The sequence below is a fragment of the Crossiella sp. NPDC003009 genome, from assembly GCF_053591555.1.
In genome coordinates this window covers 25,805-43,915 of record NZ_JBSFUA010000024.1, presented here as the reverse complement: position 1 = coordinate 43,915, position 18,111 = coordinate 25,805, and the positions used below count along the sequence as shown (strand labels likewise).

Genomic DNA, 18,111 nt, shown 5'->3' with positions numbered 1-18,111 from the left:
GTGCAGAACAAGCGGGACCAGCTCCAGGCACACCAGTTCGTCACCGGCAGGCTGGTGACCGCCCTGGTGCGCGGCGAACCCGACCAGCAGGACACCCCGCTGCGCCGCGCGGGCACCGGCACCCTCATCGGCGCCGGCCTGGGCGTGGCACTGCTGCTGGGCTACTTCGTCTACGGCCTCGTCGTGCGCGGCGGCAACACCAGCTGGCAGCAGCCGGGCGCGATCATCGTGGCCGAGGAGACCGGCAGCCGGTTCCTCTACCTGGACGGCACCCTGCGCCCGGTGGCCAACTACGCCTCCGCGCTGCTGGCCGCGGGGGAGAAGGCCAAGGTCCGCTCGGTGTCGGCGAACTCGCTGCGCGAGGTGCCGCACGGCAGGCCGATCGGCATCCCCGACGCCCCCGAGGTGCTGCCCGACCCCGCCCGGCTGAGCACCGCGCCCTGGCTGGTCTGCGCGGCCTTCGCCGCCAACCCCGACGAGACCAGCAGACCCGCCGTCGCCCTCGGCCTGGACACCGCCTGGCCCACCACCCAGGTCCCGGACGAGCAGGCCGTGCTGGTCCGCGACGTCAACGGCGAACTGCACCTGGTGTGGCGGGACCGGCGGCTGCGCATCGGCGGCGAGGCGGTGCTGGCCGCGCTCGGCTACGCCAGCGTGCGCCCGCTGCCGGTGGATCCGGCCTGGCTCAACGCGATCGAGCCCGGCCCCGCCCTCACCCCACCCCAGGTGCCGGGCCGCGGCACTGCTGGGTCCACTGTGGATGGACGCCCGACCGTGGTCGGCCAGATCTTCCAGACCCGCAACGCCGCCGGCGCGGAGGACTACTTCCTGATGCGCAACGACGGCCTGGCGCCGCTGTCCCGCACCGAACTCGCGCTGGTGCAAGGTGATCCGGCCACCGCACAGGCCTACCAGGGCCGCCCGGTGCAGCCGATCGCGATCTCCGCGGCGGGCGCGGCCCAGGCCAAGCGCTCGGTCACCGGAGCCGCGCCGAACCTGCCCGGCACCCCGCCGCAGGCCGTCGGCGACCTCGGCGCGGACGGCCGCACCCTGTGCCTGCGCCTGACCATGGACCGCGCGGGCCCGGCCACCCGGCTGGTCACCGTGCCCCGTGGCCAGCTCGACCTCAGCCGCGCCACCCCCAAGGCCGACCCGAGGATCGCCGACCTGGTCCGGGTGCCACCGGGCTCCGGCGCGCTGATCGAGGCGCAGCCCGCGCCGGGCGTCTCCTCCGGCACCCGGTTCGTGCTGACCGACCTGGGGGTGAAGTACCCGGTGCCGTCCGCCGAGGTCGCCGCGCTGCTCGGGTACGGCGGAGCGACCCCGGTGCCGGTGCCGACCGGCCTGTTGTCCTTCCTGCCCACCGGACCGGCGCTCGACCCGGCGGCGGCCCGCACCGAACTGGCGGTCCCACGATGATGATCGGCACCCGAGGCAAGTCCCTCACCGCGCACCGGCTCGGCCCGGTGCTGGTGGTCGCCGCCCCCACCGGCCCCACCGAACCCGCCCGCGCGCTGGCCCACCTGGTCGCGGGCCTACCGGCCGAACCCGCGCACACCCCGGTCGTGCTCGACCTGCCCGACGCCCAGTCCTGGGCCCAGCTCCCCGAACTGCTCCGCGAAGCAGGCCGCCTGCGCCTGTTCTGCTCCCGGGCCGGTGCGGGCGGCGCGGAAGCCCCCGCCCGCGCCCTCGCGGAAACCCTGCACACCGAAGTCCTGGCCCCCGACGGTGAACTCCTGCCCGTCCCCGGCGGCCTGTTCGTCGCGGGCGGCCGCTGGTGGCGCTTCCGCCCGTCCTGGTTCCCCGATCCAGCCGAGCTCCGCTATCCCACCCCCGGCTGGGAAACCGGCACCCCGATCGAGCCGTGGCCCGCGGGCGACGGCGTCCTCGCCGAACCCATCCCGTCCGGCCTCTGGCTGCACGCGGGCCGAGCCCTGGGCCCCGCCGCCCCCGGCGCAGCCCCCGTCTACACCGTCCCCACCCAGCCCACGCCCACCCTGATCCTGGGCGCCCCCGGCGAACCCCCACTGGGCACCGAAGCCATCTGCCGCCTGCTCGCCGAGCTGCCCGCCCCGGTCCGCGCCCAGATCCGCCTGGCCCAGCACGGCCCTGTCCAGGACGGCGGCACCCCCGTCGGCCAGCTGGTCGCCGACCGCACCGGCGCCGAGGTCACCCTGTGGACCGACCCGCTCACCAAGACCTGGCGCCCCTTCGCCACCACCCTCACCTACCGCCCGCGCACCAGCGGCGACCTCCCCGTCCCCACCCTCCGCGGTTGCCGCCCGCCGGCCCCCGGCCTGCCCGAAGCCACCCCCGGCACCTACCGCCTCACCCCCGGCGCGGTGGTCGAGATCGTCCAGTCCGGCCTGTGGATCCGCCCCCCGGCCGAACCCGCCAACGGCAATGAGGTCCGCGCCGTGCCGTGGGACGCCGAATGGGCCAGGGTCACCATCGGCACCCCCAGAACCCCCCTCCCAGCCGAGCTCGCCGAAGCCGCCGCCACCCTGGTCGCCCGCCTGGACCCGCTGACCCGCCAGGCCCTCCGCCTGGTGCCACTGGACGCGGGCCGCACCGACGACCGCCCCGAGGCCACTCCGGCCCGCCGCCAGTCAGTGCTGGAAGCCCTGTCGGCCGACGAACCCGCCACACCGGCCCCACCGCCCGCGCCCGCCCACATCCCGATCGTCGTCCGGGCACCGGAACCGCCCCGCGCCGCGGAGCCCGAACCCCCGCCCGCCCAGCAGGCCACCCCCGCCGAGCTCGCGCCCGCCGCCGAGCCCGCCCGCCCGCCGCAGGCCACCCCCGCCACAACCCCAACTCATGCCCCAACCTCTGCTGCCGCGCCCGCCCCCGAACCGGTCCAGCCGCCACAGCCAGCTCCCGCCCCCGCTCTGCCCGTCGCCGGACCCGCCGCCGAGGCGGCCCCCGCTGTCGCCGCGCCCGCCCGCGCCCCGGAGCCAGCCCCAACCCCCGCCGCCCAGCCCGCCCCCGCCGCCGCCCAGCCTGCTCCCGCCCAGCCCGTCGCCGTCCCCACCGCCGCCCAGCCCGCTCCCGCTGTTGCCGCGCCCGCCCCCGAGCCCGCCCCACCCACCACAGCCGCCCAGCCCGCCTCCGCCCCCGAACCTCCGCCCGCCCCCGACCCCCTCCCCGCCCCCATCCCCCCAACCCACCACAGCACCCCAGCCGAACGCGACTGGCTCCGCCGCAGCCTCGGCCCCGACTACGACCGCATCGCCGGCCGCGTCACCCGCCTGCTCGCCGGCCTGCCCGGCCTCCGCTGCGGCGCGGGCGACCCGCCGGAAGTCGTCGTCGCCGACCTGGTCGCCCTGCTCGTCTACCTCGGCGCCGAGACCACCACCACCGACGACTCCCTGCGCGCCGGCCGCTTCGCCCCGGTGCGGCCGTTCATCGCCTGCGTGGTCTCCGGCCTGCGCCGCCTGCCCGCCTACCGCGGCGCGGCGCTGACCGGCGCGACCCTGTCCGCCGCGGACCTCCCGGTCGGTTCGGTGCACGCCGAACCCGCCTTCCGCAACGCCTTCGCCACCCCCGCGATGCACCTGCCCGGCGACGCCGAGCTGGTCATCTGGTCCCGCACCGCGCGCCGCACCGGCGTGCTCGCCGAGGAGGACACCGACCGCTACCGCGTGGTCTTCCCGCCGGGCGTGCGGTTTGAGGTTCTCGCCGAACTGCCGGCGGAAGCCGAGCGCCCACGCACCCTGTTGCTGGCCGAGCACGTTCCCGGCCAGCAGGCCGCCATCACCGAACAGCTCCGCCGGGTGGTGGACCGGCGGGCCGCGGTGCCGGTCGAAGCGCGCAGCTCACCGGCCAATCCGGTGCGCTACGCACTGCCGTTCGGCTCCGCAAGCCGGTAGCCCGCACCCGCGCCCCGCGGCCAACCCGAAACCGTTTACTCTCGTACGGGGGATTGGTCTGGGGCTTAGCGGTGGTGGAGTGTTCGGGTTGTGACGGCTGCACCTGTTCCGCGGTCCGCAGGCCTGCTCGATCGGGACGTCGAGCTCGCCGCGCTGGCCCAGGAGTTCCAGACGTGTGCCTCGGGTTCGTCCCGGCAGGTGGTGGTGGAAGGCCCGGCCGGGATCGGCAAGACCAGCCTGGTGCGGGAGTTCCTGGACCGGCGGCGGCCGGACCGTCCGCTGGTGCTGCGCGCCCGCTGCGACGAGCTGGAACGCGAGTTCGCCTTCGGGGTGGTGCGCCAGCTCCTGGAACCGGTGCTCGCCGAGGCCGATCCGGACGAGCTGGCCGGGTTGTTCGGCGGTCCGGCCGCCGCGGCGCGGCCGGTGCTGCTGGGGGCCGCCGCCGCGCCCGCCGACCCGCTGGCCGTGGTCTCCGGGCTGTGCGCCCTCACCGCGAACCTGTGCCGCCGCCACGACCGGGTCACCGTGCTCGTGGTCGACGACCTGCACGCCGCCGACGAACCCTCGCTGCGCTGGCTCGCCCAGCTCGGCACGGCCGCCCCGCACCTGCCGTTGCTGCGGCTGTTGCTGCGCAGGCCCTCGGCGCAGCCCGGTCTGGCCGACGGGGTGGTGCTGCGGCCGGGCAGGCTGTCGGAGTCCAGCGTGGCCAGCCTGGTCGCCGCGGTCCTGCCCGCGCCGCTGGACCCGCGGCTGAGCCGGGCCTGCCACGAGATCACCGGCGGCAACCCGCTGCTGGTGCGCCTGCTGCGCCGGGCACTGGAGCTCGGCGGCGGCGAACCCGCCGGTTCGGCCGCGGTGCTGGACCGCTACACCGGTCAGCTGTTCGGCAAGGCGCTGCTGGACTGGATGACCGGCCTGCCCGCCACGGTGCGCCGCTTCGCCGACGCCGCCGCCGTGCTCGGCGAGGACGTGCCGGTCACCCTGCCCGCCGAGCTGGCCGGGCTCACCGCTGACCAAGGCCTGACCTGCGCGGGACAGCTCGCCGAGATCGGCCTGCTGCTGGACCGGACCCGGGTGCGCTGGGCGCATCCCGGCCTGCGCGAAGCCGTCTACGGGGGCCTGCCCCGCGAGCGCAGGACCGCCCTGCACCACGGGGCCGCCGAACTGCTCACCGCGACCGGAGCCGAGGCCGAACAGGTCGCCGCGCACCTGGTCCAGCTCGCCCCGGCCAGGGACGCGCTGGTGGTGCGCGGGCTGCGCGCCGCGGCCAAACAGGCGGCGCACCGGGGCGCGCCCGATGTGGCCGCCGGCTACCTGCGGCGCGCGCTGGAGGAGCCGCCCGAGCCGGACGAGCGGGTGGACCTGCTGGTGGAGCTGGGGGAGTGCGAGGCATTCACCCGCCCGGCCGCCGCGGTGCGGCACCTGACCCAGGCGATGGACGCCCTCGACGCCGGGGACCACACCGGCCTGCTCCGCCTCGGCGAGATCACCCAGACCCTCGCGCACAGCCTGGTCCGCGAGGCCAGGGTGGAGGAGGCGGTGGCGCTGCTGGAGCGGATGGCGCACCGGCTCACCGCGACCGACCGGGAGGCGGCGCTGCTGCTGCGGGCCCGCGCGCTGGTGTGGTCCATGCTCTACGAACGCACCGCCGCCCAGGCCCGCGCCGGGCTGGCCGCGCTCGCGCAGGGCCTGACCGGCGGCAGCGCGGGGGAGCGGTCGCTGCTGGGCGCGCTGGCCTTCGCCGTGGCCGTCTCCGGCGGTTCCGCCGCCCGCGCCGCGGACCTGGCCGCCCGCAGCCTGGACCAGGGACTGTCCCTGCTCGGCCAGCGGGTCACCACCGGACCGGTCTGGGTGCTGCTGTGGGCCGGTGACCACCAGCGCGCCGCGGCCGCCTGCGCCGCCACCCTCAGCCACGCCCAGCAGCGCGGCTCCACCTTCGAGACCGGCATGATGCTGTCCTGCCAGGCAGGCGTGGCCCTGGCCGAGGGCGCACCGGCCGCCGCGGTCGCCGCCGCCAGCCAGGCCGCCGACCTGATCCCCCCTGGCGCGGACGGCTTTCCGCGGATCATCGCCACCGCGGTGCGCGCCGAAGCCCTGGTCGAGCTGGGCCGCCCGGCCGAGGCGCTGACCGTGCTGGCCGAGATGGCGGGCAGCCCCAGCCTGGAGGAGTCGCTGCAGTACGCGCACTACCGCTACGCCAGGGGCCGGGCGCTCTTCGCCGAGGGCCGGATCGAGGACGCACTGGCCGACCTGCTCGACTGCGCCCGCCGCCAAGCCGTGATCGGCAGCCGCAACCCGGCGATCTGCGACTGGCGCGGCTGGGCCACCCGCGCCCACCTGGCCCTCGGCGACCGCGCCGCGGCCAGGGAACTGGCCGAGCAGGCCATGACCGCCGCGAACCACTGGGACACCCCGCGCACCAGGGGCCTGGCCCTGCGCGCCCTCGGCCTGGTCACCGGCGGCGCCCAGGGCCTGGAGCTGCTGCACCACGCCGTCAGCGCACTCCGCCAGGCCAACGCCCCACTGGAGCTGGCCCGGACCCTGCTCGACCTGGGCGCGGCCCAGCACGTCAGCGCGCAGAGCAGGCTGGGCAGGCAGAACAGCGCCGAAGCCCGCACCCTGGCCGAAACCTGCGGCGCCACCGGCCTGGTCACCGCCGCGCACACCCAGCTGACCACCCTGCAGAGCCGCCCCCGCCGACGCGGCAACCACGGCGCGGGCGGCCTGACCCCCGGCGAACACCGCGTCGCCGAACTGGCCGCCGCAGGCCACACCAACCAGCAGATCGCCGAGGAGCTCAGCCTCACCTGCCGCACCGTCGAAGGCCACCTCAGCGCGGCCTACCGCAAGCTCGGCATCACCGGCCGCGCCGAGCTCCGCGAGATCGACTTCCCGGCCTGATCCCCCGGCTCTCGCTTGATCCGAATCGATCGTTCTGGTTAGCTCGTGATCATCGACGTTCCCGGAACTGGAGTTCGCATGCGTGTCGTCATCGTCGGCGCGGGACTCGGCGGCCTCGCCCTGGCCCGATTCCTGCTCCGTGCCACTATCGACGTATCCGTCCACGAACGTGACGAGGCCCTGGAACAACGGCCACAGGGCGCGCGAATCCACCTCGACGAACGCGGACTCGGCGCATTGCGCGCCTGCCTGTCCGCTCCCGAAATCGAGTTCCTGGACACGACCCTGGGACAGCCCGACAAGTACGTCACCATCCTCGGCCAAACCGACCTCGAAATCGTGAAACGCCGAGAATCCAACGGCCGGGAAGGAAGGCCGGACGCGATTCGACCGGGCGCGTCGGCAAGCCGCCGTATCGTGCGACGCCTGCTCGCCCACGGCGTGTCCGGCACGATCCGATTTGGTTCGGCATTGACCGGCTACACCGAGCACGCGGCAGGAGTCACCGCCCAGTTCGCCGACGGCACGGTGACCGAAGCCGACCTTCTTGTCGGGGCGGACGGAATCGGCTCCGCGGTGCGCAAACTACGGCTGCCCGGGGCCACGGTCGAGGACAGCGAACTGCGACTGTTGCAGGCGAAGACACCGATCACGCCCGAGCTGATCGCCACCGGTCTGATGGACCGGATCGAAGGCAGTTTCACCCTGACCGCGATCGGCGACGTGCAGGCCATCATCGGCGCGGTCCGTTTTGGCGAACAACCCGCTGCCGCCGCGGCCCGGCTCCTCCCCGGTTTTGATCCGGGCGACCAGCACGACTACGTCATGTGGGGACTGTTGTTGCGCCGCCACCAGCTCGGCGACCTCGCCCACGACTTCACCCGCCGGTCATCCGCGAGCCTGTCCGACCACCTCAGGACCGTCACCGCGACCGCGCACCCGGTGTTCCGCATCCTGCTCGAACAGGCATTTCCCGACCAGTTCTTCGGCCTGACCATGGGCATCGCCCGCGAGGTCCCCGCCTGGACACCGAGCCGAATCACCCTGCTCGGCGACGCCATCCACGCCATGCTGCCCACCAGGGCGTCGGGGGCCAACTCCGCGCTCCAGGACGCGCGCCGGCTCGCCGAGGCGATTCAATCCGTGCACACCGGCGGCCGGAGTTGGGAACACGCGATCAGCGACTACGAGGACCTGCTCCGGTGTGACGGATTCCAGGCGGTGCGGGCTTCGCTGAACGGTCTCCGCGAACTCGATGAGGACCTCACCGACGCCGTGGCATGAGTCGGCCGATCGGTAAGCTGATCCGATGACAACCCGGGAGCGGCAACGCCGAGGCCCCATTCGCCGAGAACAGATCGCGGCCGCGGCCCTGACCGTTCTGCTCGACAGCGGTTACGCGGGCACCTCGATCCGAGCCATCGCCAAAGAGGCCGGCTGCTCCCTGGAAACGCTGTACCGGCACTTCGAGAACAAGGAAGCCCTGTTCCTCGAACTGGTCAACTCCCTCCGGCAGCGCATTGTCGAACCCTTGCGCCAAGCCGCCGCCGCACCCCTCACCGGCCGCGATCTGAAAGAGGTGCTCACCTACGCCGGCACCCTGCTCTACGACGTTCTCACCAGTGCCGAAGGCCTGAAGATGCAACGCCTGACCTTCGCCGAATCAGGCCGGTTCCCCGAGTTGGGGCGACTTGTGTACGACGAGGGGATCAGCCATTTCGACGACGCCGTCGCCACCATCCTCAGCGACGCCGCCACGCGTGGGCTGCTGGAATGCCCGGACCCACACGAGGCGGCCCGCATGTTCAGCGGCATGATCCTGTTCGACCCCCGGGAAAGACTGCTCCTGGGCATCGAACAGCCACCCTCGCTCGGCGACCGCGCCGAGTACATCGACAGCGTCGTCACGTTCTTCCTCAGGGGCGCCGCCCGCGCGGGTTGACCAGGATTGTCCTGGCTGGTCAAAGCCTGCTTCCTGGTCAACTCCCGCACGGCTACACCTGGTCGGGAAGCCCGATCCGACGGGCTCCCGCCCAGGAAGGACCACCGCATGACCAGCACACCCCCCCGCCTGGCGACCGCGCTCACCGCGAGCGCCCTCACCCTCGGCGCCCTGGCCGCCACCGCCCCCTCCGCCGCCGCCGGGCCGATCGGCCCGTGCGTCAACCTGCGCGCGTTCAACCTGGAGTTCCGCACCGGTGGCGACGACCTGCGCGGCAACTCCCCCCACCACCGCAGCGTCGCCTTCGCCGACCCGAACTGGACGGCGAACTCCTGCGAGGTGACCGGCATGAAGATCCGGCTGGTCTCCCACCCCTCCTGGCCCGAGGGCCCGGACACTGGAACCTGGACGGACTGGTCGTGGGCGGGTTCGGCGAGGCGCCGAGCCGGTCCTACTTCTTCCCCGCCAACGGCGCCCCGGTGAAGCGGTTCACCGGCAGCGACCACACCTGGTCACAGCTCGGCTGAGCCGTCGGTCTCGCGGTAGACGCCCAGCGCGGCCACGTGTGAGGTGAACCGGAAGTGGCGCCCTTCCGGTCCCACCTCGCCGTCGGTGGCGATGGCGACCTTGTTGCCCAGCACCTCCACGTGCACCTCGGCCCGGTCCTGCTGGCAGTAGGTGCGGCTGCGGTGCAGCGCCCCGGTCAGCGCGGCCAGCACGAACCGGGTGCGGGACCAGCGCATGTCCGCGCGCACGTAGCGCACGTCCAGCAGGCCGTCGTCCAGGCGGGGACGGCTGGTCGGGGCGAAGCCCTTGGGCTCGTAGGAGCCGTTGCCGACGAACAGCAGCCACACCTGCCTGGTCTGGCCGTCGATGCGGACCTTCAGCGGGCGGGAGGCGTGCAGCACCCGGACCAGCGCGGCCGCCGCGGCCGGCCACTTGCCCCAGCGGCCCTGCCACTTCTCCCGCAGCCGCACCATGTCGGGGTAGCCGCCCAGGCTGGCGGTGTTGACGAACCAGCGGCGCGGCCGCTCGTCCACCAGCACCGAGCTGAGGTCCACCGCCACCGCGGAGCCGGTGTCCACCGCGCGCACCACGCTGCCCGCGTCCTCCGCGCCGACGTCCCTGGCGAAGTGGTTGAGCGTGCCGGCGGGCAGCACGGCCAGCGGCAGGCCGCGTTCGGCGGCGATCGAGGCGACCGCGGCGACCGTGCCGTCACCGCCGGCCACCCCCAGTGCGCGGATGGGTTGGTCCGCCGAATCCAGGGTCCGGCGCAGCTGTTCCAGCAGGTCCTCGCGCTCGCTGGGCTCGACCACGGCGGCCTTGGGCCAGTTGCGGGCGACCTCCTCGCTCTGGTTGAACGAGTCGTCGCCGGAGTTCGGGTTGACCACCACCAGCAGGCCCTCGCCCTCGGGCAGCGCGGTCGCCTCGGTCCGGTGCCGGGTCTCGGAGGGGGACTCCCGGCGCAGCGGCCACCAGTGCCGGGTGGCCAGGCCGATGCTCGCGCCCAGCACCGCGCCCGCGGCCACGTCGCTGGGCCAGTGCACGCCGGTGTGCACCCGGGAGTAGGCGACCGTGGCCGCCAGCGGGATGACCACGGCGGCGGCCACCGGGGCCTCCATGGCGACCGCGGTGGCGAAGGCGGCGGCCGAGGCGGCGTGGCCGGATGGGAAGGAGGAGGAGGTGGGCGGGTCGGGTATGCGCCGGTACTCCGGCACGAGCTCGGCCGCCGGTCTGCGTCGGGGGAACAGCGGCTTGGCGATCAGGTTCGCGCTCGCGCTGGCCCCCGCGATCGCCACCACCCCCCGGAACGCGGCCCGCCGGGTCCGGCCCTTCTTGGACGCGAGCACCGCCGCCACCGCGAACCACAGCAGGCTGTGGTTGGCGGCGGTGGTGATCACCTTGAGCGTCGGGTCAGCGGCGGATCGTGGCAGGTCGGCGCTACGCCGAACGAGGTCACGATCCGTGCTGTCGACATCTTCGAACACCCTGCGAAACCACTCGAACACAACAACACGCTAACTGGCGCCCGGATGGAGTCCGGTCAGACGCGCCGCTAGCGCCTACTGTGGACACATGCAGCGGCGGATCTTCGGCATCGAGACCGAATTCGGGGTGACCTGCACCTTCCACGGACAGCGACGCCTGTCCCCTGACGAGGTGGCGCGGTACTTGTTCCGTCGCGTGGTGTCCTGGGGCCGGTCGTCCAACGTGTTCCTGCGCAATGGCTCCCGGCTCTACCTGGACGTCGGCTCGCACCCGGAGTACGCCACCGCGGAGTGCGACGACCTCACCCAGCTGGTGACCCATGACAAGGCGGGCGAGCGGATCCTGGAGGACCTGCTCGTCGACGCCGAGCGCAGGCTGGCCGACGAGGGCATCGGCGGCGACATCTTCCTGTTCAAGAACAACACCGACTCGGCTGGCAACTCCTACGGCTGCCACGAGAACTACCTGGTCGCGCGGGCGGGGGAGTTCTCCCGCATCGCCGATGTGCTGCTGCCGTTCCTGGTCACCAGGCAGCTGATCTGCGGCGCGGGCAAGGTGCTGCAGACCCCGCGCGGCGCGGTGTTCTGCCTGTCCCAGCGCGCCGAGCACATCTGGGAGGGCGTCTCCAGCGCCACCACCCGGTCCCGGCCGATCATCAACACCCGCGACGAGCCGCACGCCGACGCCGAGCGCTACCGCAGGCTGCACGTGATCGTCGGCGACTCGAACATGTCCGAGGTGACCACGCTGCTCAAGGTGGGCAGCGCGAACCTGGTGCTGGAGATGATCGAGGCGGGCGTGCAGTTCCGCGACTTCACCCTGGACAACCCGATAAGGGCCATCCGCGAGATCAGCCACGACCTCACCGGTCGCAGGCAGGTTCGGCTCGCGGGCGGGCGTGAGGCCTCGGCGCTGGACATCCAGCGGGAGTACTACCAGCGCGCGGTCGAGCACGTGGCCCAGCGCCAGCCCGACCCCACCGCGAACCGGGTGATCGAGCTCTGGGGCCGCACCCTGGACGCGGTGGAGGCCCAGGACTTCGGCCAGATCGACCGCGAGATCGACTGGGCGATCAAGCACCGGCTGCTGGAGCGCTACCAGAGCAAGCACAACCTGGAGCTGTCCAGCCCGCGCATCGCCCAGCTGGACCTGGCCTACCACGACATCCGCCGCGGCCGGGGCATCTTCGACCTGCTGCAGCGCAAGGACCTGGTGCACCGGGTCACCGACGACGGGGAGATCGAGGCCGCCAAGGACACCCCGCCGCAGTCCACCAGGGCCAAGCTGCGCGGTGACTTCATCGCCGCCGCCCAGGCCGCCGGCCGGGACTTCACCGTGGACTGGGTGCACCTGAAGCTGAACGACCAGGCCCAGCGCACGGTGCTGTGCAAGGACCCGTTCCGCGCGGTGGACGAGCGGGTGGAACGCCTGATCGCCTCGCTGTAGCCGCACTGACAGCTGTCACCTGAGCCCGGAGCGCCTGTTGCTCCGGGCTCAGGCCGTTCCGCGTCGCGCCCCGTCCGCCTCCCCGCGTGCGCAAATCAATTGCCCCTCGCAAACCGTAGACTGTACGGTTCGCGGCATGATGATCACCAACCAGCGTGCGCGGCACCTCGACCGGGCGATTGTCATCGGCGGCGGCCAGTCCGGCCTGGCCGCCGCCTGCGCGCTGCGCACCCATGGCTTCCAGCCGGTGCTGCTGGAGGCCGGTCCGGAACCGGTCGGCTCCTGGCCGATGTACTACGACAGCCTGGTCCTGTTCAGCCCGGCGCGGCTGAACGCCCTGCCCGGCCTGCCCTTCCCCGGCGACCCCGGCCACTACCCCAGCCGCGACCAGGTGATCGACTACCTGCGCCGCTACGCCGAGGGCCTGGACTGCGAGATTCACCCCGGTCAGCGCGTCACCTCGGTGGTCTGCGACCGCGACGGCTTCGTGGTCAGCACCGCGACCGGCCAGACCTGGCACGCCCCGGTGGTGGTCTCGGCCACCGGGAACTTCAGCACGCCGCACCGCCCTGACCTCGGCCTCGGCGAGTTCACCGGCCGGGTGCTGCACGCCAGCGAGTACCGGGCTCCCGCGGAGTTCGCCGGTCAGCGGGTGGTGGTGGTCGGCGCGGGCAACTCCGGCGTGCAGATCGCGGTCGAACTGGCCGAGGTGGCCAGGGTCAGCCTGGTCAGCCGCCAGCCGGTGAAGATCACCGAGAGCAAGGACATGCAGGCGTTCTGGACGTTCATGAAGCACCTGGGCGGGCTACCGCTGGGCGCGGTCCTGGTCCGCTCCGGCCTGCTCGTCGGCCAGCAGGTGCTGGACAACATCGGCGGGTTCCGCGCCGCGCTGCGCCGGGGCAGACCCGACTCCCGCCCCATGTTCACCCGCGCCACCGCCACCAGCCTGCACTGGCCCGACGGCCGCGCGGAGCGGGTCGACACCGTCATCCTGGCCACCGGCTACCGCCCGAACCTGGAACACCTGCGCCCCCTCGGCGCGCTGGACCGCGCGGGCAACCCCCGCCACCGCCACGGCCTGTCCACCACCCACCCCGGCTTGGCCTACGTGGGCCTGCTCGGCCAGCGCGCCCTGTACTCGGCGGCCCTGGGCGGAGTCGGCTGGGACGCCTGCCACGTGGCGAAGACCCTGCGCAGGCGGATACCCCGCCCCACTCCGTCCTGCTGCGCCTGCTGACCCCTCACTCCGGAGCCCCGAACCGCGCCAGGTGATGCCACAGATGCTTCACCACCTGCGGCTCGTACGTCCCCGAGGCCGCGGCCCGCCCCAGCGCCGCCGGATCCAGCACCCCGTCCACCGCCAGTTCCACCCCCAGCGCGACCGCCTCCGGCGTCCGGTACCCCTCGGTCTCCCGCAGCCGGGCCACGGACAACCGGAACCCCGGATGCCACTCCACCGGACACGGCAGCGCCGAGGCCAGCTCCGCGACCTCGGTGCCCCGGAAACAGGCGTCCAGCACCAGCGCCTCCACATCGCGGTCCAGCAGCACCGGCCCGTGCACCTGCGCCTCGACGTAGTCATCCAGCGGGTCCTGCGAGTCCGCCAGCGCCACCTCGATCAGCGACATCCGCTCAGCGGTGCCGAACCGCACCGGCTCGAACACGCTGTCCGGGTAGCAGAAGGTGGTGCGCCGCAACGACTCCGCGGACAGCCGGAAGTGCGCCGACCCGAACCGCGGCGCCGCCCCCACCACCCGCCGCCGGAAGTTCAACGCCCCGTACTTGGGCCGCTGCGCGGCAGGCACCGAGTCGTAGGCGGAGCCGAACATCCGGCTCTCCCATCGCCACCGGTCGCCACCGGGATGCGCGGTCAGCCCGCCGTTGCTGGTCCCGGTCTCGAACTGGGACCGGTAACACCCGTCCGCGCCCAGCATCGCCAGGATCGGCCGCCCCGCCACCACCCGGTCGGGATGGAAGTTGAGGCTGACCCGCAGATCACCGGCCATCGGCCCACCCTCGGACCGAGCGGCGACATGAGCGAGAGCCTGATCCTGTGCTGTCATGCCGATGATTCTCGAACAGGCGCTTCGCTCCTCATGACGGCCCATCCGCGCCGCATCGCCGGTGGACCGTTCCGCGCTACGCGTGCCCGCGCCGCGCGGCGGACTGACGGTCGCGCCCAGGGACTGTCAGGATGCCGGGTGTGATCGGCGCATACCTGTGGGCTCAGCCCTATGCCCTGCCGGTGTTCGGCGGCCTGGCCCTGCTCTTCGCGGTGCTGGGCTGGCTGCTGGGACGGGCAGGGCGGGCCCGGTGGTGGGCGGTGCTCCTGCTCGGGGTGGCCGGGGCACTGGTGGTGGCGACCACGCTGACGCCGGTGCGGGCCGGCACCGGATCGTTCGGTACCTGCCGGGTCGCGGTGCCGTCGGCGGACGCGCTGCTGTCCACCGCGGGCGTGCTCAACCTGGCGCTGTTCGTCCCGGCGGGCCTGGCCGCGGTGGTGGTGTTCCGGCGGTTCTGGCTCACGCTGGCGCTGGGGCTGGCCGGGGTGGCCGCGGTGGGACTGGCGCAGGCGCTGCTGCCGGTGCTGGGCCGGGCCTGTGACTCCGATGTGCTGCTGGTCAACCTCCTCGGTCTGGTGGTCGGCGCGGTGCTGGGCGGGGTGGCCACCGGGTTCCGGCGGGCCGGTGCGATCCGGTTCCGGCGGGCGCCGTGGGTGGTGACTGGAGCCGGACTCGTGGTGGTGGCGGGGCTGGCCGTGGCGCTGGTGCGGCCCGTGGCCGACGAGCCGCTGCCGGAGCCCGGCAGCACCAGCCGGGAGCAGGAGGACCTGCTGCGCGAGACCGCGCGCAAGTTCCTCGGCCCCGACGGCGGCTACCAGCTCCGCGAGGTCCGCCGCGCAGACGGGCAGACCCTGCTGATCGCCGCACTGGTCACCGGCACGGCCAACCGCGGCCTCGTACACCTGGACTGGCCGTCCGGGGAGGTCACCGCGGCCGAGTTCACCCCGCCGCTGACCCCGGCCACCGCGCCGATCGACGCGGCCGCGGCCAGGGACATCGCGATCCGGCGGGCGCAGAGCTACTTCCCGTGGGCGCTCGGGGCCGAGCTGCGGGTGGCCCCGGTCGCCGGCGGTGACTTCTCCGCGAGCTGGCGGCAGCGCAAGGATGGTGTGCTGTTGCCGTTGCGCGCGGACCTCCTCCTGGACCGGGACGGCGGGCTCGTGCAGTTCAGCACCGCGCGGGTGCCCCCGCCGGAGCTGTGCGCGGTGACGGTCGACCAGCCGAAGGCCGAGGCAGCCGCCATCATCGCCCGGCCCGGTAGGCAGGTCGCCAGGGGTGAGCTGGTGGCCCGCCGGGTCGGGGACCGGTGGACGCCGCTGTGGGCGCTGGGCCTGGTCCCGGCCGGTGGCGGGCCGGAACAGGTGTTCGTGAACGCCTGCGACGCGCGGGTGGTGCCGGAAGCGGAGGTGCGGTGACGGCGGTCCCCGGCGCGGTGTGGCGGCTGGTCCGGGGCGCGGAACCGCTCGCCGAGATCGTCATCACCGGAGCGGACTTTCCCTGGCTGCACGGCCGGTTCGAGCCGCGGCCCGCCTTCGCTGAGGTCAAACCGCTGTTCGACGCGGAGCTCGCACTGAGTGAGTCCGAGGACGACATCGACGCCTGGGAGCAGGCCTGCCAGCGCATCACCAGCTCGCTCAGCCTGGTGTCGCCGGAGGGGCCGGTGCCGGAGTTCCTGCTGCACATCCAGGGTGACGAAGCCTGGTTCCGCTGGAGCGAGGAGCCCTTCGACGACCAAAACTGAGCCCAGCCCGCCGTCCGCGCCGTCGCCTCACGGCCCATCCCTCGCCTGGTCGCTGCGGATCAGCGCGGCCGCCGCCTGGGTGCCCGGGTGGCGACGTCCTCCTCGGCCAGGCGGGAGCCGGTCAGGAAGCCGCCGGTGTCCAGGCCGCGAAGCCGTGGGCCAGGGCGATCAGCCGCTCCAGCAGTCGCAGGGCCGCCACCGGCTCGGCGTGCCCGGCCTGACCGGCCAGGTCGAGCAGCAGGGTGATGATCGCCCGCCCCGCCTCGCCCAGCTCGTGGTCACGCAGGGCGCCCAGCTTGCGGGCGAAGACCACGTCGAACCCGGCTCCGCGCACGGCGACGAACCGCACATAGACGCCCGCGGTGGCCGCGAGCTGGTCGACCGGGTCAGGACCGGCTTCGGCCGCGGCGGCGAGCAGCTCCTCCCGGTCCCGGAAATGGCGGTACGGAGCCGCGGTGCTCACCCCGGGCCTGCGCGCCAGCTTGGCCACCGACAACCCGGCCGGGCCCCGTTCGGCGAGCAGCTCGAAACTCGCGGCGAGCAGCGCCGAGCGCAGCTCGCCACGGGTCCGCCGCTTGCCGCCGCCAGCCGGTTCCCGCCCCGTGAGAGCCACCACCGCGCCTAGCAGGGCCCGACCTGCGGGTGACCGTGGTGTCACCCGGCTACGTCGAGACCGAGATCGTGGACACGATCACCACCCCGCGGGTCTGGGCCCAGGTCGAGGCCTCGCGCACCGAGTTCGCGCTGCCACCGGCGGCGATCGCCCGCGCCATCGCCTTCGCGATCGGGCAGCCGGCGAACGTGGACGTGGGCGGCATCGTGGTCCGCCCCACCGCCCAGCTCTGACCCCGCGACGAACCTCCGCCCGGCCAGGGTTTGGTCAGCGGTCGTCGATGCCGGTCGTGCGGGCAGGGAAGCGGCGCTCCGGGGTCGCGTTGGCCGTGCTGGTCGTGGAGCTCGCCGCATGCCTGCGCTCGGGTGGCTCCGACGCCGTTGGAGTGGAGCAGGGTTCGCAGTGCTGGTGTGGTTGTCCACCGGGCGGGTTCGGTGGGGAACTTGTTGTGCCCAGGCGGGCTTGGGGTGGGACCCGGAGCCCTCGCGAGATTCGGGATCAAGGCGTGATTGCCGGTGCGCGTTTGCTCGCGAGGGTGGGGAAGCCGGGGACAGGGCTTGGTCAGGGGCTGGGTGTGGTCAGGCGTCCAGGGTCTTGGCGTAGCGCTGGCGTAAGTCCTCGGTGCGGTCGGTGGGCCAGGGGCAGCGGATGTCGCCGAACAGGGCGGCGAAGAACAGTTCCAGGTGGGTCTGCCAGGCGGCCAGGGTGACCGCGCGCAGGTCCGCCAGGTGGGCCGGGATGGTCTGGGTGACGGTCAGCAGGGAGCCGAAGGGCTGCTCGGTCAGCTGCCAGCGCACCACACCGGCCGGTTCGTCCTCGTGCAGCCAGGTGTAGGTCAGGCCGTCGGGGGCGTCGAGCTCGGTGACGGTGCCCGCGGCCTGGTAGCCGTGGGTGGCGCGCAGTGGGGGAGCGGCGCCGAGGACGGCTGGGTCGTCCTTGGTCAGCTCGGCCCAGACCTTCTCTTTCGAGTGAGGAAGGTCCCGTTGGGCCCGCAGCAGGAAGCCGTCAGCCACTGCCGCGCACTCGCCAGTGGCGATCCCAAACTCCTCGACGTAGCGCTCGGCTCGGCGGAACCAGTCTTTCCTGGTGGACTCGACCTCGTGGCCTGCTAAAACCCCCTCCAGGACGTCCAGCCTGCCGTCCCAGCCCGCCGCGTGGCGCGCCGTGGCCAGCAGATCGCCGGGGCCGCCCAGGGCGTGGGTGAAAGTCAGCAGGCAGCCCTCGTCCTCGGGCACCAGCTCGAACCGCAAAACGGTCGTGTCCAGCGAGTTTGCGTCTTTCCAGGAGAAGGCGAACACTCGGGGCGGATCGAACTCCAGGATCTCGCCACTGCCCGGCGGCGCCTCAGCGCCCGGGAAGACGAATGTGATGGGCGCGCCTATGCGTTGCTCGGTCTGGAGCTCCGCCGGAAACCAGTGCTTCAGGTGGGCCGGATCGGTCACCGCCCGCCACACCTTCTCCGGGGGATGCCGCAGTCGGCGCTCGAAGCGCAGGACAGGCCGCGCGTTGTCGTTCCGGTCCAGAGAGCCACTTGTAATTGCCAT

General features: G+C 73.5%; 15 protein-coding genes. 11 read left to right on the top strand and 4 right to left on the bottom strand.

Annotated features, from left to right (window positions below; translation table 11 throughout):
• The 6 genes from eccB to ACWDY5_RS23955 all read left to right on the top strand — a co-directional run bounded on the left by eccB (position 1) and on the right by ACWDY5_RS23955 (position 9,198).
• On the top strand, positions 1–1,419 hold the full coding sequence (gene eccB, locus ACWDY5_RS23980) for a type VII secretion protein EccB (RefSeq protein WP_449724406.1): 1,419 nt from the start codon (positions 1–3) through the stop codon (positions 1,417–1,419).
• The gene (locus ACWDY5_RS23975; protein ID WP_449724405.1) at positions 1,419–3,872 is read left to right on the top strand and encodes a hypothetical protein; all 2,454 of its coding nucleotides are present in this window, start codon (positions 1,419–1,421) and stop codon (positions 3,870–3,872) included. The genes eccB and ACWDY5_RS23975 overlap by 1 nt, the downstream gene beginning before the upstream one ends.
• A 90-nt stretch (positions 3,873–3,962) precedes the next feature.
• Positions 3,963–6,773, top strand: a complete 2,811-nt coding sequence (locus tag ACWDY5_RS23970) for an ATP-binding protein (protein WP_449724404.1) — start codon at positions 3,963–3,965, stop codon at positions 6,771–6,773.
• 78 nt (positions 6,774–6,851) lie between these two features.
• Complete coding sequence (locus tag ACWDY5_RS23965; protein ID WP_449724403.1) at positions 6,852–8,057, top strand: FAD-dependent oxidoreductase; 1,206 nt, start codon at positions 6,852–6,854, stop codon at positions 8,055–8,057.
• A gap of 25 nt (positions 8,058–8,082) precedes the next feature.
• On the top strand, positions 8,083–8,715 hold the full coding sequence (locus ACWDY5_RS23960; RefSeq protein WP_449724402.1) for a TetR/AcrR family transcriptional regulator: 633 nt from the start codon (positions 8,083–8,085) through the stop codon (positions 8,713–8,715).
• 108 nt (positions 8,716–8,823) lie between these two features.
• The gene (locus ACWDY5_RS23955; protein WP_449724401.1) at positions 8,824–9,198 is read left to right on the top strand and encodes a hypothetical protein; all 375 of its coding nucleotides are present in this window, start codon (positions 8,824–8,826) and stop codon (positions 9,196–9,198) included.
• A 29-nt stretch (positions 9,199–9,227) separates the two neighbouring features.
• Here the strand turns inward: ACWDY5_RS23955 and ACWDY5_RS23950 are convergent, their stop codons facing one another.
• A complete protein-coding gene (locus ACWDY5_RS23950; protein ID WP_449724400.1) occupies positions 9,228–10,724 on the bottom strand; it encodes a phosphatase PAP2 family protein in 1,497 nt (498 codons plus the stop codon).
• Between the two features lie 67 nt (positions 10,725–10,791).
• Here ACWDY5_RS23950 and pafA point away from each other — a divergent pair, with 67 nt between their 5' ends.
• The gene (gene pafA, locus ACWDY5_RS23945; protein ID WP_252484812.1) at positions 10,792–12,150 is read left to right on the top strand and encodes a Pup--protein ligase; all 1,359 of its coding nucleotides are present in this window, start codon (positions 10,792–10,794) and stop codon (positions 12,148–12,150) included.
• 136 nt (positions 12,151–12,286) lie between these two features.
• On the top strand, positions 12,287–13,387 hold the full coding sequence (locus ACWDY5_RS23940) for a flavin-containing monooxygenase (RefSeq protein ID WP_449724399.1): 1,101 nt from the start codon (positions 12,287–12,289) through the stop codon (positions 13,385–13,387).
• A 4-nt stretch (positions 13,388–13,391) separates the two neighbouring features.
• Here the strand turns inward: ACWDY5_RS23940 and ACWDY5_RS23935 are convergent, their stop codons facing one another.
• On the bottom strand, positions 13,392–14,156 hold the full coding sequence (locus tag ACWDY5_RS23935; RefSeq protein ID WP_449724398.1) for a DUF3626 domain-containing protein: 765 nt from the start codon (positions 14,154–14,156) through the stop codon (positions 13,392–13,394).
• 197 nt (positions 14,157–14,353) lie between these two features.
• Here ACWDY5_RS23935 and ACWDY5_RS23930 point away from each other — a divergent pair, with 197 nt between their 5' ends.
• Positions 14,354–15,628, top strand: a complete 1,275-nt coding sequence (locus tag ACWDY5_RS23930; protein ID WP_449724397.1) for a hypothetical protein — start codon at positions 14,354–14,356, stop codon at positions 15,626–15,628.
• Positions 15,625–15,954 (top strand): hypothetical protein, encoded by a 330-nt coding sequence (locus tag ACWDY5_RS23925; protein WP_449724396.1) that lies wholly within the window; start codon positions 15,625–15,627, stop codon positions 15,952–15,954. Before ACWDY5_RS23930 ends, ACWDY5_RS23925 begins: the two co-directional genes overlap by 4 nt.
• A gap of 121 nt (positions 15,955–16,075) precedes the next feature.
• On the opposite strand, the gene ACWDY5_RS23920 is transcribed toward ACWDY5_RS23925, so the two are convergent.
• Positions 16,076–16,570, bottom strand: coding sequence for a TetR/AcrR family transcriptional regulator (locus tag ACWDY5_RS23920; protein ID WP_449724395.1), 495 nt, complete (start codon positions 16,568–16,570; stop codon positions 16,076–16,078).
• A 26-nt stretch (positions 16,571–16,596) separates the two neighbouring features.
• Between ACWDY5_RS23920 and ACWDY5_RS23915 the strand changes: the two genes are divergently transcribed.
• Positions 16,597–16,800, top strand: coding sequence for a hypothetical protein (locus tag ACWDY5_RS23915; RefSeq protein ID WP_449724394.1), 204 nt, complete (start codon positions 16,597–16,599; stop codon positions 16,798–16,800).
• Between the two features lie 345 nt (positions 16,801–17,145).
• Here ACWDY5_RS23915 and ACWDY5_RS23910 read toward each other — a convergent pair whose 3' ends face one another.
• Entirely contained in the window at positions 17,146–18,111 is a 966-nt protein-coding gene (locus tag ACWDY5_RS23910) for an SRPBCC family protein (protein WP_449724393.1), read from the bottom strand.

Bases quoted from the DNA above. Each gene is read 5' to 3' on its own strand.
- ACWDY5_RS23910 (WP_449724393.1), bottom strand. From the start codon at position 18,111: ATGGCAATTACAAGTGGCTCTCTGGACCGGAACGACAACGCGCGGCCT.
- ACWDY5_RS23935 (WP_449724398.1), bottom strand. From the start codon at position 14,156: ATGGCCGGTGATCTGCGGGTCAGCCTCAACTTCCATCCCGACCGGGTG.
- ACWDY5_RS23965 (WP_449724403.1), top strand. From the start codon at position 6,852: ATGCGTGTCGTCATCGTCGGCGCGGGACTCGGCGGCCTCGCCCTGGCC.
- ACWDY5_RS23955 (WP_449724401.1), top strand. From the start codon at position 8,824: ATGACCAGCACACCCCCCCGCCTGGCGACCGCGCTCACCGCGAGCGCC.
- ACWDY5_RS23960 (WP_449724402.1), top strand. From the start codon at position 8,083: ATGACAACCCGGGAGCGGCAACGCCGAGGCCCCATTCGCCGAGAACAG.
- ACWDY5_RS23940 (WP_449724399.1), top strand. From the start codon at position 12,287: ATGATGATCACCAACCAGCGTGCGCGGCACCTCGACCGGGCGATTGTC.
- ACWDY5_RS23975 (WP_449724405.1), top strand. From the start codon at position 1,419: ATGATCGGCACCCGAGGCAAGTCCCTCACCGCGCACCGGCTCGGCCCG.
- pafA (WP_252484812.1), top strand. From the start codon at position 10,792: ATGCAGCGGCGGATCTTCGGCATCGAGACCGAATTCGGGGTGACCTGC.